Annotated in this window: 11 protein-coding genes and 1 tRNA gene; 5 read left to right on the forward strand and 7 right to left on the reverse strand. The window is 67.1% G+C overall.

Annotated features, from left to right (window positions below; all coding sequences use genetic code 11):
- Positions 1-11: 11 nt before the first annotated feature.
- Positions 12-596, forward strand: a complete 585-nt coding sequence (yjgA, locus tag AC5P5R_RS14525) for a ribosome biogenesis factor YjgA (protein WP_100438792.1) — start codon at positions 12-14, stop codon at positions 594-596.
- 41 nt (positions 597-637) lie between these two features.
- Here the strand turns inward: yjgA and tldD are convergent, their stop codons facing one another.
- Genes tldD through AC5P5R_RS14545 form a run of 4 tightly spaced genes read right to left on the reverse strand, consistent with a single transcriptional unit; the run spans position 638 to position 8,117 of the window.
- Positions 638-2,083, reverse strand: a complete 1,446-nt coding sequence (gene tldD / locus AC5P5R_RS14530; RefSeq protein WP_005410527.1) for a metalloprotease TldD — start codon at positions 2,081-2,083, stop codon at positions 638-640.
- Between the two features lie 60 nt (positions 2,084-2,143).
- Positions 2,144-5,998, reverse strand: a complete 3,855-nt coding sequence (locus AC5P5R_RS14535; protein ID WP_100438793.1) for a YhdP family protein — start codon at positions 5,996-5,998, stop codon at positions 2,144-2,146.
- A gap of 30 nt (positions 5,999-6,028) precedes the next feature.
- Positions 6,029-7,516 carry a ribonuclease G gene (gene rng / locus AC5P5R_RS14540; protein WP_495226394.1) on the reverse strand — a complete coding sequence of 496 codons (1,488 nt, stop codon included), beginning with the start codon at positions 7,514-7,516 and terminating at the stop codon, positions 6,029-6,031.
- Entirely contained in the window at positions 7,509-8,117 is a 609-nt protein-coding gene (locus AC5P5R_RS14545; protein ID WP_032966937.1) for a Maf family nucleotide pyrophosphatase, read from the reverse strand. Before AC5P5R_RS14545 ends, rng begins: the two co-directional genes overlap by 8 nt.
- Positions 8,118-8,248: 131 nt before the next feature.
- On the opposite strand from AC5P5R_RS14545, the gene AC5P5R_RS14550 reads away from it, so the two are divergent.
- The 4 genes from AC5P5R_RS14550 to AC5P5R_RS14565 all read left to right on the forward strand — a co-directional run bounded on the left by AC5P5R_RS14550 (position 8,249) and on the right by AC5P5R_RS14565 (position 14,435).
- On the forward strand, positions 8,249-8,986 hold the full coding sequence (locus tag AC5P5R_RS14550) for an SIMPL domain-containing protein (protein ID WP_005410531.1): 738 nt from the start codon (positions 8,249-8,251) through the stop codon (positions 8,984-8,986).
- Positions 8,987-9,199: 213 nt separating this feature from the next.
- On the forward strand, positions 9,200-9,850 hold the full coding sequence (locus AC5P5R_RS14555; RefSeq protein WP_100438794.1) for an energy transducer TonB: 651 nt from the start codon (positions 9,200-9,202) through the stop codon (positions 9,848-9,850).
- Positions 9,851-10,046: 196 nt separating this feature from the next.
- Positions 10,047-12,884 carry a TonB-dependent receptor gene (locus AC5P5R_RS14560; RefSeq protein ID WP_005410533.1) on the forward strand — a complete coding sequence of 946 codons (2,838 nt, stop codon included), beginning with the start codon at positions 10,047-10,049 and terminating at the stop codon, positions 12,882-12,884.
- Positions 12,885-13,013: 129 nt separating this feature from the next.
- The gene (locus AC5P5R_RS14565) at positions 13,014-14,435 is read left to right on the forward strand and encodes a basic amino acid/polyamine antiporter (RefSeq protein WP_164281735.1); all 1,422 of its coding nucleotides are present in this window, start codon (positions 13,014-13,016) and stop codon (positions 14,433-14,435) included.
- Between the two features lie 74 nt (positions 14,436-14,509).
- Here AC5P5R_RS14565 and AC5P5R_RS14570 read toward each other — a convergent pair.
- The 3 genes from AC5P5R_RS14570 to rsfS form a co-directional block, all read right to left on the reverse strand.
- Positions 14,510-14,586, reverse strand: a tRNA-Asn gene (locus tag AC5P5R_RS14570).
- Positions 14,587-14,608: 22 nt separating this feature from the next.
- A complete protein-coding gene (gene rlmH / locus AC5P5R_RS14575; RefSeq protein ID WP_005414126.1) occupies positions 14,609-15,079 on the reverse strand; it encodes a 23S rRNA (pseudouridine(1915)-N(3))-methyltransferase RlmH in 471 nt (156 codons plus the stop codon).
- Positions 15,080-15,143: 64 nt separating this feature from the next.
- Positions 15,144-15,554 (reverse strand): ribosome silencing factor, encoded by a 411-nt coding sequence (gene rsfS, locus AC5P5R_RS14580; protein ID WP_005410536.1) that lies wholly within the window; start codon positions 15,552-15,554, stop codon positions 15,144-15,146.
- Between the last annotated feature and the right edge of the window lie 11 nt (positions 15,555-15,565).

Consider the following 15,565-nt stretch of genomic DNA (forward strand, 5'->3'; position numbering starts at 1 on the left):
AGGTATGGACGATGCGCGGACGCGACGAAGAAACCGGTGAATTCCACGACAAGAGCCGCAGCCAGAACCGGCGCGACGCGCTCGACGTCCTGGCCCTGGGCGAAAAACTGGTGTCGCTGACACCGGCCCAGCTGGCGCGCCTGCCGATCCCGGAAGACCTGCTGCCGCACATCGCCGAGTGCAAGCGCATCACCGCGCACATCGCCCACAAGCGCCAGCTGGCGTTCCTGGCCAAGCACATGCGCCGCGAAGAAGAAGCCACGCTGGATGCGATCCGCGATGCGCTGGATGCCAACAGCGAAACCGGCCGCCGCGAAGTGGCGATGATGCACCGCGTGGAAGACTGGCGCGAGCGCCTGCTGGCCGAAGGTGACAAGGCGCTGGCCGCCCTGCTGGACGATTACCCGCAGGCCGACCGCCAGCAACTGCGCACGCTGGTGCGCAATGCGCAGGCCGAGAAGGCGAAGAACAAGCCGCCGCGTGCCTATCGCGAGATCTACCAGGTGCTGCGCGCACTGATGCTGCCGGCGGCGCTCGGCCTGAAGGCCGCCGAAGACGCTGGCCACGTCGAAGCCGACGAGGCCGACGAGGACTGAGTCCGCGCTGGAGCGGGCGGTGGCGCTGGCCATCGCCCGGCTCAGGCCTGGGTACCGCCGACGGTGATGCCCTCGATCAACAGCGACGGCTGGCCGACACCCACCGGCACGCTCTGCCCGTCCTTGCCACAGATACCCACGCCCTCGTCCAGGGCCAGGTCGTTGCCGACCATCCGCACCTTCTGCATGGTTTCCGGACCGTTGCCGATCAGGGTCGCCCCCTTCACCGGCGCGGTGATGCGGCCATCCTCGATCAGGTAGGCCTCGGTGGCCGAGAACACGTACTTGCCGCTGGTGATGTCGACCTGGCCGCCGCCGAAGTTCACTGCATACAGGCCCTTCTTCACCGAGCGGATCATTTCCTGCGGGTCGTGCTGGCCGGCGCGCATGTAGGTATTGGTCATGCGCGGCATGGTCAGGTGCGCGAACGATTCGCGACGCCCGTTGCCGGTCGGTGCCATGCCCATCAGGCGTGCATTGAGGCTGTCCTGCATGTAGCCGACCAGGATGCCGTCCTCGATCAGCGTGGTGCACTGGCTCGGGTGGCCTTCGTCGTCGATGTTGAGCGAACCGCGACGCCCGTCCAGGGTTCCATCGTCGACGATGGTCACGCCCGGTGCCGCCACGCGTTCGCCGATGCGGCCGGCGTAGACGCTGGTGCCCTTGCGGTTGAAGTCGCCTTCCAGGCCGTGGCCGACCGCTTCATGCAGCAGCACGCCGGGCCAGCCAGGTCCCAGTACCACCGGCATCACGCCGGCCGGCGCCGGCACGGCGTCCAGGTTCACCAGCGCCTGGCGCAGGGCCTCGCGCGCAAATGCTTCCGGGCGGCCATCAGCAAACAGTTCCCCGTAGCCATAGCGGCCACCGCCACCGGCATAGCCGGACTCTCGGCGGCCGTTGTGTTCGACGATCACCTGCACGTTCAGGCGTACCAGCGGGCGCACGTCAGCGCCCAGCACGCCGTCGCTGCGCGCGATGAGCACCGTGTCCACGCCGCCGGACAGGCTCACCATCACCTGCTTCACGCGCGGGTCGGCGGCACGCAGGTAGCCGTCCAGGCGCTTCAGCACCTCGACCTTTGCCTCGTTGCCGACGCCATCGATGGGATCCAGCGCCGGATACAGCGCGCGTGAATTGCCGCGCAGCAGCGAGCGCCCGGACTGCGCGCCACCCTCGCGCGAAATCGCACGCGCCGACTGCGCCGCGGCCAGCAGCGCGTCGGCATGGATGTCGTCGGAGTAGGCGAATCCGGTCTTCTCGCCGGACATCGCCCGTACGCCCACGCCTTGCTCGATGGAATGGGCACCGTCCTTGACGATGCCGTCTTCCACGCTCCAGCTCTCGCGGCGGGCGTGCTGGAAATAGAGGTCGCCGAAGTCCACACCGGGGCCGAGCAGCTGGCCGAAGGTGCGCTCCAGGCCATCGGTATCCAGCCCGCCGGGGCGCAGCAGGCGATCTTGGGCAAGCGTCAGGGCGATATCAGTCATGGTTCTCGATCTGGGGGTGCTGGGGCGCTCAGGCAAGCCCCGTGAACAGGAGGTCCACGCTCAGCGTGAGCGTGGCAGGTCGGTAACGGGCGGCGGAACGGCCGGGGCCGGGCGCGGCGCGGGCGCTGGCGGGGTCTTGTCGCGGCTGCGTTCGATCACTTCCACCTTCGGCTCCTTCCATGGACCGGTCACCTTGTAGGTGCGGGCGCCGATCTCGCCGAGCGGTTTGGACAGTACCGCATTGGTGGCCGCGCCGAGCGCCGCGCCCACCGGGCCACCGGCCACCGCGCCGACCACCGTCAGCAGGTTGCCGGCGCGCGGGTTGACATCGATGGTCTGGTCGAACCGCTGGTTGCGCAGGTCGGCCTGGCCGCGGATGGTGATGTTCGCCGCCGGGCCCTCGATCAGTACCTTGTCGGTGCGGGCCATGCCCTGCCCGAACTGCACGCTGCCGTCGACCTGGTTGAACGCGAAGCCCTTGGAGAAGAAGTCGCGGAAGTCGAACATCAGGCGCCGCGGCAGCTGGGTCACGCTGAGCAGGCCCAGCACACGGCCAGCGCCCGGCTCCAGCTCCAGCAGCTGGCCATTACGCGCGTGCAGATCAAGGCTGCCCTGCAGATTGGCCAGCTGGAAGTCCGACGGCCCCCCGCTCCAGGAGGCCTGCAGCTGCGCCTGGCCAGAGCCGCCACGCAGCTGGCCGCCGTAGTCGAGGTTCTGCATCAGGCCGCCCAGGTCCTCGCTGCGCACCTGCGCGGTCAGCTCGGTGCGGGCACCACCGGTGCGACCCAGCCAGCGACCGCTGATGTCGATCTCCTGATCGGGCGCGCGGAAGCGCAGCTCGTCCACGTTCAGGCCATTGGCCAGCGGCCGCGTACGCAGCACCGCCTGGCCCAGCACCACCTTGCCGAACTTCAGGTCGGCGATGTCCAGCGCGAACGGCGGCAGCTTGGCCGGGTCCATGTCGTTGGCGCCGGCCTGCACCCGGGCTGGCGCGGCCGCGCCCGGCGCCGGCGGCAGCGACTGCCAGTGCACACGGTCGAGTCGGCCACTGATGGTGCCTCCTTCGGCGTTGGGTACGGTCAGGCGACCGGCCAGCGAAGGTCCATCCAAGCGCACGTCCAGCGCCTGCGCTCCCGGCTGCAGCTGCAACCGGGTCTGCTCGAAGACGCCGCCGATCAGCATCAGCTTGCCGACCTGCACGTCCACTGCACGCAGCGGCATGCCGTCATCGTCGTTGCCACCACGGGCCAGACTGATCCACTCCAGCGCATCCAGAGTCGGGCTGCGGCCATTGACGGACAGTCCGCTGGGCGGCGGCTCGCGATCGGCATGGTCGCTGCCCAGGGTGACCTGCACACCGGTGTGGTTGTTGTGGCTGCGCGCGGCCAGGGCCAGACGCTGGCCAAAGGCCACATCGATGCGACCAGCGCCCATCGGCAGCTGCGCGGCCACCGTGGTCGCCAGCGGCTCGGTGGCCGGCTTGTCCAGCGGTGCCGGCAAGTCCAGGCGGGTTCCTACCAGATCCGAACTCAGGCGCAGTTCGCTGGGCGGTGCGGGCGCTCCCGGTGCGACTTTGGGCAGGTTGACCGCGATGGTCCAGGGCGAGTTACCCGCGATATAGGGCTTGAGCCACGCCATTTCCGGGGCGCGGTCAATCAGCACACCGGCGTCGAGGTTGGCCGTCAGCTGCGACTCGAACGCCAGCCTGCTGTCGTGCACGTAGCCGCCGGCACGCAGGCTCAAGCGGCCGTCCTGACCGAGGTGGCGCACCGCCAGTTCCTCGGCACCGAAGCCACCATTGCTGTAGCGCGCCTGCCCATGCATGTTGTCGAAGGCCAGCTGGAAGCGCTTGTCCACCAGCTTCACACCATTGAGGTCGACCGTGCCCTGCAGGTGACCGCCGCCTTCATCGTGGTGCAGCGGCTGCAGCAGGTCGAAGGTCACATGCGCCGGGCCCGCAGCCGTGAGGTTGTCCAGGGTGTCGCCATAGTCCTTGTGCAATGGGCTCTGCCGCAGCATTGCCAGCAGTCTGCCGGCCTCGCTCTGCGCATCGGCACGCACGTAAAGCGGCTGCTGCCCGAAGTCCTGGATGCCCGCCTCGAATCTCTGCACCGCTACACCGGCCAGGTCCCCGCGCCCATGCATGTCGAAGCCGGGGCCGATGAAAGCGATATCGGCGTCGACCTGGCGCATCAGCGGCCAGTCGTGCTGGAAGCGGATGTCGCCGTTGGTGATATGGCCGGTGGCCTCGAAGCGGCCATCGTTGTTGTCGAACGGCCAGTCGTCCAGGTCACCGCTGACCAGGCCGATGCCATTGCGCACCTGGCCGCCGGCCAGCGCCATGTCCAGCCAGTCGGTGGCGCCCTTGCTCATCTTGGAGTGGATCCAGAAGCGCTTGGCCGCCGTCATCGGCACATCGTCCAGCTTGGCCGCCAACTGCAGCCAGGGCCGCGTGCCGTCGCCCTGGAACCAGACACCACCGCGCACATCGGCCGCGTAGTCGGTGCCTTCCACGCGCATCGCCGCAGTGCCGATACGCCAGCCACCGCCCTCGTCACGCCAGCCCACGATCTGTCCAGCCAGGTGCAGGTCGTGCCGCACGCCGAAGCCGGTGGGCCAATCGAACTGCAGCTGCCGTTGCGGTTGCAGCTGCAGGCTGAAGCCATCGGCGTCGCCCTCGAAATGTCCCCCCAGGCCGCGCAGACCCGGAGAATTGCCAACGCTGGCAAAGCCCAGCGACTGCAGCTCGCCCTGTGCCCGCAACGGGCCATCACGTTCGCCGGCCAGTTGCAGCTCTCGCACATCCAGCTGCGGTTTGGACAGGAACAACCAATGGCGCAGGCCTGGCTCGAGGCGATCACTCAGCGCCAGCGCCCGCAGCGCCGTACCGGCCTGTACTTCGCCGGAACTCACCCGCAGCTGCCTGCCAACCTGCAACTGCAGGCCATCGAGCTGTTGTTCGCCGTCTTCGGTCTTCAAACGAAGGCGCGGTACCTGCAGCGCCCAACCATCGGCCTGGCGCTGCCAGCGCAGGCGCGCCTGCAAGCGCTGCAGCTGCAACCGCGGCGTTGCCACGTCGGGCATCGGTGCACCGTCGACGCGCACGTCACGCAGGTCCGAATCGGTGGTCAGCGCCACCGGCGCGAAGTCGCGCAGGGTCAGCCACAGGTTCAGCTCACCCTTGCCTTCGCGCAGGCGCACGCCACCAGCTGCCAGCAACGGCGACCAGGCATGGAAATCAACAGGATCGGCACCCAGCCAGGCCTGCCCGTTGCCGCGCGCGCGGTCCACGTCCAGCACTGCGGTCAGCGGCAGGGCATCGGTCTGCGCCCAGGCACGCACGCCCACACGCAGGCGGTCGCCATTGACGCGCAGGCGCAGATCGATACGCGGCAGGGTGGTATCGATACCCAGTCCCGGTGCATGCACACCCAGGCGGCCATCGATCACCTGCAGCTCGCCCAACCGGCGCAGCGCGTCCAGCGGGTCTCCGCCCGTGTCTGACTTCGGCAGGCCGCGCACCGACCAGCGGCCGTCCTCGCCCTGCTGCAGGTCCAGTGCCAGGCCACGCAGGCGCAGCTCGGTCAGCGAGCGACCAGGCAGCATCCCGCTGTACATTGACACCAGCACTTCGGCCTCGCCGATGGCCAGGCCCTGACCGGCGCCGATGCGCAGGCCCTTCAGCTGCAGCAGCGGACCACGCCGGGTCCAGGCCGTCTGCAGCTGGTCGAAATGCACCGGCTGGCCGGCACGCTCACTTAGCCAGGCGGCAATCCTGTCGGGGTGACGCTCGGCCAGCGGCAGCAGCTGGCTGAGGGTACCCACCAGCAGTGCCAGCCCGACCAGGCCCACCGCGCAGGCGGCAATGAAATGACGGCGGATCCTTCGCAGTCGCAGGCGCGGCGGCGCGCTCATCGGCCACCGCCGGCCTGCGGCCGGCGAGGATCAGAGCAGAACGACATCGAATTGCTCCTGCAGGTACTGCTCGTCCGCCTGGAAGCGGATGCTCTTGCCGAGGAATTCCTCCAGCTCGGCCACCGCCGAGGATTCCTCGTCGGTGATGCGCGCGACCACCTTGGTCGAGGCGATCACCAGCAGGCGTGCGGCATCGAACTGGCGCACGGCACGGGTGATCTCGCGGAAGATCTCGTAGGTCACCGTTTCGGTGGTCTTGATGCTGCCACGGCCACTGCACTGCGGGCACGTTTCCGACAGCTGGCGCTCCAGGCTTTCCACCGTGCGCTTGCGCGTCATCTCCACCAGCCCCAGCGGAGAGAAGTCGTACACCGTGGTCTTGGCATGGTCGCGGGCCAGCGCCTTTTCCAGGGTGCGCAGCACCTGGCGGCGATGCTCGGCATCGTCCATGTCGATGAAGTCGATGATGATGATGCCGCCCAGGTTGCGCAGGCGCAGCTGGCGGGCCACCGCCTGTGCCGCTTCCAGGTTGGTGCGGAACACCGTCTCTTCCAGGTTGCGCTGGCCGAGGAACGAACCGGTATTGACGTCGATGGTGGTCATCGCCTCGGTCTGGTCGATCACCAGGTAACCACCGGATTTCAGCGGCACCTGCTTGTCCAGCGCACGGCCGATCTCGTCCTCCACCCCGAACATGTCGAAGATCGGGCGATCGCCTGAATACAGTTCCAGCTTCTCGGCCAGCACCGGCATGTACTTGGCCACGAACGCCTGCAGCTGCGCGAAGGTTTCCTTCGAGTCCACCTTCACCTTGTCCACGTCCTTGCGGATCAGGTCGCGCACCGAACGCAGCGGCAGGCTCAGGTCTTCATAGATGTTGCTGCACGAGGCCGCTTCGCGGCCGCGGCGCTCGACCACGTTCCAGACCCGCGACAGGTAAGCGATGTCCTCGGCGATGTCCTCGGCCGGCTGGCCCTCGGCATTGGTACGCACGATGTAGCCGTAGCCGCCATGCTGCGCAGACAGCTCGGTCACCAAGGCCTTCAGGCGGGCGCGCTCGGCTTCATCCTCGATGCGCGCGGACACCCCCACCACCTTGGATTGCGGCAGCAGCACCATGTAGCGCGACGGGATGCTGATCTGGGTGGTCAGGCGTGCGCCCTTGGTGCCGATCGGGTCCTTCACCACCTGCACCACGATGTCCTGGCCGTCACGCAGCAGCTCGACGATGGGCACGCTGGCCGGCGGCGGAAGGGTCGTGTTCTCGGTGTCTGCACTGGCCACCGGGGCCGGGCGCACCACGTCGTTGGCGTGCAGGAACGCGGCGCGCTCCAGGCCTACCTCGACGAACGCGGCCTGCATGCCGGGCATGACCCGCTGCACCTTGCCCTTGTAGATGTTGCCGACCACACCCCGGCGCCAACCGCGCTCGATGTGCAGTTCCTGCAGCATGCCGTTCTCGATCACCGCGACCCGGGTCTCGCGCGGGGTCACATTGACCAGGATTTCCTCAGACATCGGCAGCCTCCCTGGCGGCATCGGCAGTGGGGGCCGGCACGCCACAGCGCGCCAGCAGACGATCGGTATGCAGCAATGGCAGCCCCATGACGCCGGAGTAGCTGCCGGAAAGATGTTCGATCCAGCGCTCGGCCCCGCCCTGGATGGCGTAGGCCCCGGCCTTGTCCAACGGCTCGCCGGTGGCGACATAGGCGGCGATGTCGGCGGCGGCGATCGGGGCGAAGGTCACTTCGGAAATGACCAGTTCGCTGTCCAGCCCGTCGGCGCCGACCACCACCACCGCAGTCATCACCTGGTGGGTGCGCCCGGCCAGGCGCGCCAGCATCGCGCGTGCGCCGGCGGCGTCGGCCGGCTTGCCGAAGACCTCGCCGTCCAGCACCACTTCGGTGTCCGAGCCAAGCACCCGCGCCTGCGGATCATCGGCCAGCACCCGGGCCAGGCCGGCGCGCGCCTTGTCGGCGGCGACCCGGCACACATACTGTTCGGCGCTTTCAGCGGGCGCGCGCTGCTCGACGACCTCCAGGTCCAAGGCCTGGAAGGGGCGTCCGAGTCGGGCCAGCAACTGGTTGCGTCGGGGGGAGCGGGAAGCAAGATAGAGCATCGGCACAGCATAACCTGAGGCCGCCACCTGAATCGTCGGCAACCCGTCCCGGAACGCGTTCAACCCCGAACGGGCTCACAGCGCGTTCATCGCTACGACACCACCCTCAACGGCACAACAAGGAGTTCTCCATGCGCCTGACCGCCACCCCGCTGCTGCTTGCCCTGTCCCTCGCCCTTGGAACCTCGATGACTGCCCATGCCGCCCCGTCGTCGCCGTCGATCGCCGCCGCGGCCGAAGGCACGCTGCTGAACATCTCGGCCAATGCCGAAGCCACCCGCGTACCGGACGTGGCCACCCTGTCGGCCGGCGTGGTCACCCAGGCCGCTGATGGCAACAGCGCCATGCGCCAGAACGCCCAGCAGATGGACAAGGTGCTCGCCGCGATCAAGGCCGCCGGCATCGCCGAGCGCGACGTGCAGACCAGCGGCGTCAGCCTCAACCCGCAATACCGCTATGCCGACAACGAAGCGCCGAAGATCACCGGCTACCAGGCCAGCAACACGGTCAGCCTGAAGGTCCGTGACATCGCCAAGCTCGGCAAGGTGCTGGACGCGCTGGCCGCTCAGGGCGCCAACCAGATCAACGGCCCCAGCTTCGAGATCGACCAGCCGGAACCGGTCTATGACGAAGCGCGCCTGGCCGCGCTGAAGAAGGCCCAGGCCCGCGCCCAGACCTATGCCAAGTCGCTCGGCCTTCAGGTGCGCCGCATCGTCAGCATCTCCGAGAATGCCGGGGGTGGTTACCGCCCGATGCCGATGATGCGGACCATGGCCGCCGGCGCGGCGATGGACAAGGCCACGCCGGTCGCCCCGGGCGAATCCACTGTGTCGGTCAATCTGGACGTGGTGTTCGAGCTGGGTCGCTGATCCCATCCGTTCCGGTAGACGGAGGCGGGTCCCGCAGGGGCCCGCCTTTTTCATGGGCCAGGGCGGCTGGCTGAAGGCCAGCCCAACGATCCTGCCCCTGCCTCTAGGCAGTGGCCGGGGCCTGGCGCTAATGATTGGCTGCCAGCCGCGTGCGGCAACCCCGCCACGGGCCCTGGTGCGTTGAGGACTTCGTCACTGGCATGGAGGTGGACCATGGTTCGTACGTATCCCGTTGCATCCCCGCACTTCGACCCCGCCCGCGTTGCCGCCTGGAGCGCGGCCATCGCCCTGCACCTGCTCGCGTTCCTGTTGCTGCTGATCCCGGCGACCTACCAGGCCGTGCAGGTCCCGCGTGACAAGACCACGGTCAGGCTGATCGAGAAGATCCCGCCGACGCCGCCCCCACCGGTGCTGCAGGAACCGAAGGAAGTCGCCCGGGTCGTGCCGAAACCGCAGGCACAGCCGGCGACACCGCCACTGCCGGCCCCAACCGCGACCGTGGAGGAAACGCAGGGCATCATGCTGCCGACCGCCGAACCGGCCCCGCCGCAACTCGCGCCGAGCGTCGACACCCATGCACCGCTGGCCGGCGCCCAGCTGCAATACCGCAGTGCCCCGCCACCGGCCTATCCGGTCGCCGCACTGCGCAACCATGAGCAGGGCACGGTGCTGCTGCGGGTGAAGGTCGACAGCAGCGGCCAGCCGGTCGCGGTCAGCATCGAGCGCAGCAGTGGCTCGCGCCACCTGGACCAGGCTGCACGCCAACAGGTGCTCAAGCGCTGGCGCTTTGAACCGGCCCAGCGTGATGGTGTAGCGGTACCGGCCATCGGTTTGGTGCCGGTGCAGTTCTCGTTGCCGGACTGACGACCCGGGCCGGTCCGACCGCCTGTCGGACCGGCCTTCGGGACCGAACTGCCAAACTCGGCAAAGTTCCAGTTCAAACGTTACGGATTAAGCAAAATTTCACGACTTCGTCACCCGTCGGAAACCTAGATTGGCCCGTCCCGGACACTCCGGAGACAGCCCTCAACGCTACGGTTTTCCAGTTAGGAGAGAAGCTGTGAAACACCTGATCCAACGGCCCGCCAGCCGCCGCCGCTGCACCCTGGCATCGTCCATCACCCACATCCTTACCGGCGGCACTCTGCTGCTGGTTGGCGCCGTGGCTTCCACCTCCGCCTTCGCGCAGGAGAAGGCCACCAACCTGGACCGCATCACGGTTACCGGTTCGAACATTCCGCGCACCAACACCGAAACACCGTCCCCGGTGCAGGTGGTGACCCGCCAGGAAATCGACCGCACCGGCAAGACCACGGTTGCCGAATACCTGCAGACCATCACCGCCAACGGCGCCGGCTCGATTCCCAAATCATTCGGCAACGGCTTCGCCGGCGGTGGCGCCGGCATCTCCCTGCGCGGTCTTGGCGCGGGCTCGACCCTGGTCCTGTTGAACGGCCGCCGCATGGCGACCTATGGCCTGGCCGATGATGGACAGAAGGTCTTCACCGACCTGAGCACCATCCCGCTCGACGCCGTTGAACGCGTGGAAGTGCTGAAGGACGGCGCCTCGGCGATCTATGGCTCCGATGCCATCGCCGGCGTGGTCAACATCATCCTGCGCAGTGATTTCCAGGGCGCCATCCTGCGTGGCTCCTATGGCGTCTCCGGCGACGGCGACGGCGATACCCGCAAGGCGACCCTGACCGCCGGTACCGGCGACATGGCCACCGACGGCTGGAACGCCTTCTTCAGCCTGGACGTCGGCAAGAGCGACGCGATCAAGATCAGCGACCGCAAGAACCGCAAGTGGATCGGCACCGGCGACACCCGCCAGTGGGGCTACGGCAACAATGCGCAGTTCCTGGGCGGCGCCTTCCTCAGCGGCAGGACCCGTGGCGGTGTCGGACCGAACGGTTCGGTGTATGACGACCGCAATGTCACCGAGACCAATCCGGCGACGCTGGTACCGCTGCCGGGCTGCCAGGGCCTGACCACCATTGGTGGCCAGACCGATGCTTCGGTGGCCGCGCAGGGCTGCCTGTGGGATCCGGCGCAGCTGTACCGCGACATTTCGCCGGAAGAGAAGTACGTCAACGTGTTCGGACGTGCCAGCTTCGCCTTCGGCGAGGGCGGCGAGATCTACACCGAGATCGGCTACTCGAAGAAGGAAACCACCTTCAGCAACACGCCGTCCGGTGTTTCCGGCGGCTGGGGCTACCCGGGTGGCCCGGTCAACGCCAACAGCGGCGACGGTGCCGTGGTGCTCGGCCCGAATCATCCTGACCGGCCTGCCGGCCTGGGCAACGGCCCGTTGCGCCTGCGCTACAGCGCCTGGGATGTCGGCCCGCGCGTGACCGACAACACCAACGAGTTCAACCGCTTCCTGGTCGGCGTCAAGGGCAACTGGGGCGACTGGAGTTATGACACCGCCTACCTGCATTCGGGCACCGATCTGGTCAACGAGCGCACCGGCTTCCTGCGCTACAGCGCCGTGAAGTGCGCGCTGGGCGACGCGAACTGTGCCGGTGGCGTGTGGCGCATCGGTGACAATGCCAACCTGAACTCCAAGGCACTGTACGACTACATCTCGCCGAAGATCAGCGCACGCGCCAAGTCCAGCCTGGACATGTTCGACTTCACCGTGTCGCGCAGCCTGATGGATCTGAAGGGGGGGCCGCTGGGCCTGGCGATCGGTACCGAATGGCGCAAGACCAGCAACAGCCTGACCCCGCAGACCTACACCGACACGGGTGACATCATCGGCCTGGGCTACTCGGCCTATGACGGCACGCAGAACGTCTACGCCGGTTACGTCGAACTGTCGGCACCGGTGCTGGAGCAGTTGGAACTGTCCGCTGCACTGCGCTACGACAAGTATGAAAGCGGTGAAGGCAAGGCCACGCCGAAGCTGGGCGTGAAGTGGACGCCGGCCGACTGGATCGCCTTGCGCGCCAGCTACGCCGAAGGCTTCCGTGCACCGAACCCGGCCGAGAACGGAGACGGTGGCCTGGCCGCCTTCTCCACGGCCTCGGATCCGATCCGTTGCCCGGACGGTGAAAACCCGGCCCCGGGTGCTTCGCCGGACGACTGCGGCTCGCAATCGGTTGCGATCATCACCCGTCCGAACAAGGACCTGAAGCCGGAAGAGTCGAAGAGCTACTCGGTGGGCATCGTATTGCAGCCCACCAGCTCCACCTCGCTGACCGTCGATGCCTGGGAAATCAAGCGCACCAACGAGATCGCCCAGGGCGATACCGATGACGCGATCCGTGCCGGCAATGTCCTGCGCGACAACAACCTGCTCAACGGCGTCGCAGGCACCGGCAGCATCCTGGCCGTCAATACCGCCTACATCAACGCAAGCTCCTCGCGCGTTCGCGGCATCGACACCGACATCCGCCAGACCTTCGACATCGGCCCGGGCCAGCTGGAGATGGATCTGCAGTGGAGCCACCTGCTGAAATTCGAGCGCACCAGCGGTGGCAGCACCGATGACTTCCTGGGCACGCACGGCAACTGCGACGTGACCAACTGCATCGGTACGCCGAAGGATCGCATCAACTTCGGTACCACCTGGAAACAGGGTCCTTGGAGCGTGAGCGGCGTTGCCAATTACATCTCCAGCATGGACAACACCGACAAGCGTGGCGGCAAGTACCAGTTCTTCTACTTCGACGGCACGCCGGTAAAGAAGATCTCCTCGTTCACCACCTTCGATCTGTCCGGCCGTTGGGCTGTTACCGACGAGTTCGAGCTGAGCGCTTCGGTCGAAAACGTGTTCGATCGCATCGCTCCGCTGGATCCGCTGACCTATGGCGGCGTGAACTACAACCCGATGCACTTCAGCGGCGCCATCGGCCGTTACTTCACTGTCGGCGCCAAGTACACCTTCAAGTAATACCGTTCAACGCACCACCTTCGAAGGCCCGGGCATCTGCCCGGGCCTTCGTCGTTGCGGCCCCTTGCGTGCATGTTCACGGGCACACCGCTACCGTGGGTCGGCGGCATCAGCGCCGCAGGGGACATCATGGCCGCGACATCACAACGCCTCGGGCTGCCTGCGTTGACCGCACTGGTGGTCGGCTCGATGGTCGGTGCCGGCATCTTTTCATTGCCGCAGAACGTGGCGCGCAGCGCCGGTCCGGCGGCGGCGCTGCTCGGCTGGGCGGTCAGCGGCGCCGGCATGCTGATGCTGGCCTTCGTGTTCCAGGCCCTGGCCAACCGCCGGCCGGATCTCGATACCGGCATCTACGCATACGCGCGCGAAGGCTTCGGCAACTACATCGGCTTCTCCGCCGCGTGGGGCTACTGGGTTGCCTCGGTGCTCGGCAACGCCAGCTTCTTCGTGCTGATCTTCAGTGGCCTCGGCCACTTCATGCCGGTCTTCGGTGAAGGCAATACCCCGGCCGCCGTGGCCGCTTCGTCGCTACTTCTCTGGACCGTGCACCTGCTGGTGCTGCGCGGCCTGCGCACCGCCGCCATCGTCAACGGCCTGGTAACGGTGGCCAAGCTGCTGCCTATCACGTTGTTCCTGATCCTGGCCGCCGGTGCCTTCCGCATGGATATGTTCCGCGCCGATTTCCTGGGCGCGCCCGCACTCGGCGATCTCGGCCAGCAGCTGCGCGGCATGATGCTGGTGACCGTGTGGGTATTCATCGGCATCGAAGGTGCCAGCATCTACTCGCGGCGTGCGGCCCGTCGCGCCGATGTCGGCCGCGCCACGGTGATCGGCTTCCTCGGCGTCTGGCTGCTGCTGGTGCTGGTCAGCCTGCTGTCGATGGGCGTGCTGTCGCAGGCCGAACTGGCGGGGTTGCCCAATCCGTCGATGGCTTACGTGCTGCGCGCCATCGTCGGCGAGTGGGGCGCGACGGTGATCATCGTCGGCTCGATCATTTCGGTACTCGGCGCGCTGCTGGCCTGGGTGCTGCTGTGTGCCGAAGTGCTGTACGCCGCTGCAGGCGACGGCACCATGCCGGCCTTCCTGGGACGCGAGAATGCGCGCGGCGTGCCCGCCAACGCGCTGTGGCTGAGCAATGGCTTGATCCAGCTGTTCCTGCTGCTGGTGCTGGTCAACTCCGGCAGCTACACGGGCCTGGTGCTGCTGGCGGCCTCGATGAGCCTGGTGCCCTACTTCCTGTCCACCGCGTTCGGCGTGCAGCTGGCGTGGCGCGGGGACGCCTATGCGGGTGAACCGGGCGTGCGCTGGCGTGATTTCGCGGTGGCGCTGCTGGCCAGTGCCTACGCGTTGTGGCTGGTGTATGCAGGAGGCCTCGACAACCTGCTGCTGTCGGTGCTGCTGTATCTGCCCGGCGTAGTGGTGTTCGCACTGACCCGGCTGCAACGCGGTGAGCAGGTATTCACGCGTTGGGAATGGGTGTTGTTCGGCGCCATTCTGGTGGCGGCCATCGCTACGCTGGTGGGGTTCTCCAGAGGTGAGCTGGCACTGTAGAGTCGAGTGCGGGCTCGGCTCTACAACAACGCAAAAAAAAAGACCTGCATCTTGCGATGCAGGTCTCTTCAAAGTGGCGCCCGAAGTTGGACTCGAACCAACGACCCCCTGATTAACAGTCAAGTGCTCTAACCGGCTGAGCTATTCGGGCAGACGACTAGTATAACCACTCTTCACGCGCGATGGTAGGGGTGATTCGCAATCATTGCGGCGGCCCGGTACAACTGCTCGGCCACCACCAGGCGCACCAGCATGTGCGGCAGCGTCAATGGTCCAATCGACCACTTTTCGTCGGCCAGCGCGGAAACTTCGGGCGAATGCCCTTCCGGGCCACCGATCAGGAAGGCAAGGTCCCTGCCCTGCCCACGCCAATGCTCCAGCCGCTGCGCCAGCTGTTCGGAACTGAGCTGGCGGCCCGGCACATCCAGCGCCACCACATAGGCATTCTTCGGCAGTGCGGCGATCACGCGCCTGCCTTCGTCTTCGGTGGCGCGGCGCGCATCGCGGCCCTTGCCGCGCAGGCCGGGCTCGATTTCCACCAGATCGAACGGCAGCCAGTGCGACAGCCGCTTCTGATACTCGGCGAAGCCCTGCGCCACCCAGCTGGGTGCGCGTTCGCCGGTAGCAATCAGGCGGGCTTTCATCAACGGTCCTCCAAAACGTCGACGGCGCCATCGGCGCCGTCGAAGGGATGCATCAACGTGCGGCTCAGGCCACTTCGTCGTCGCTGGACGGCGGCTGGTCGCCAACGGTCCACAGGCGCTCCAGGGCATAGAACTCACGCACGCGCGGCAGCATCACATGCACGATCACGTCGCCCAGGTCGACCAGTACCCACTCGGCTTCGCGCTCGCCTTCAACACCCAGCGGCATCACGTCGAGATTCTTGGCAAAGCGCACGACTTCATCGGCGATCGACTTGACGTGGCGGGTCGAGGTGCCCGAAACGACGATCATGTAGTCGGCAACGCTGGACCGGCCGCGCACATCGATCTCGACCAGGTCCTTGGCCTTCAGGTCTTCGGTGGCTTGGCGGACGCTGGCCAGCAGTTCCGGCACGGACGGCGGCGGGCTGGGCAGATCGACCTTGATGGTCTGGGGCTGGGTCTGGTTGCTCAAAGTGGATCGAC

This window comes from Stenotrophomonas sp. YJH_SMC_19, assembly GCF_059367915.1.

Bases quoted from the DNA above. Each gene is read 5' to 3' on its own strand.
- yjgA (WP_100438792.1), top strand. From the start codon at position 12: ATGCGCGGACGCGACGAAGAAACCGGTGAATTCCACGACAAGAGCCGC.
- tldD (WP_005410527.1), bottom strand. From the start codon at position 2,083: ATGACTGATATCGCCCTGACGCTTGCCCAAGATCGCCTGCTGCGCCCC.
- AC5P5R_RS14535 (WP_100438793.1), bottom strand. From the start codon at position 5,998: ATGAGCGCGCCGCCGCGCCTGCGACTGCGAAGGATCCGCCGTCATTTC.
- rng (WP_495226394.1), bottom strand. From the start codon at position 7,516: ATGTCTGAGGAAATCCTGGTCAATGTGACCCCGCGCGAGACCCGGGTC.
- AC5P5R_RS14545 (WP_032966937.1), bottom strand. From the start codon at position 8,117: ATGCTCTATCTTGCTTCCCGCTCCCCCCGACGCAACCAGTTGCTGGCC.
- AC5P5R_RS14550 (WP_005410531.1), top strand. From the start codon at position 8,249: ATGCGCCTGACCGCCACCCCGCTGCTGCTTGCCCTGTCCCTCGCCCTT.
- AC5P5R_RS14555 (WP_100438794.1), top strand. From the start codon at position 9,200: ATGGTTCGTACGTATCCCGTTGCATCCCCGCACTTCGACCCCGCCCGC.
- AC5P5R_RS14565 (WP_164281735.1), top strand. From the start codon at position 13,014: ATGGCCGCGACATCACAACGCCTCGGGCTGCCTGCGTTGACCGCACTG.
- rlmH (WP_005414126.1), bottom strand. From the start codon at position 15,079: ATGAAAGCCCGCCTGATTGCTACCGGCGAACGCGCACCCAGCTGGGTG.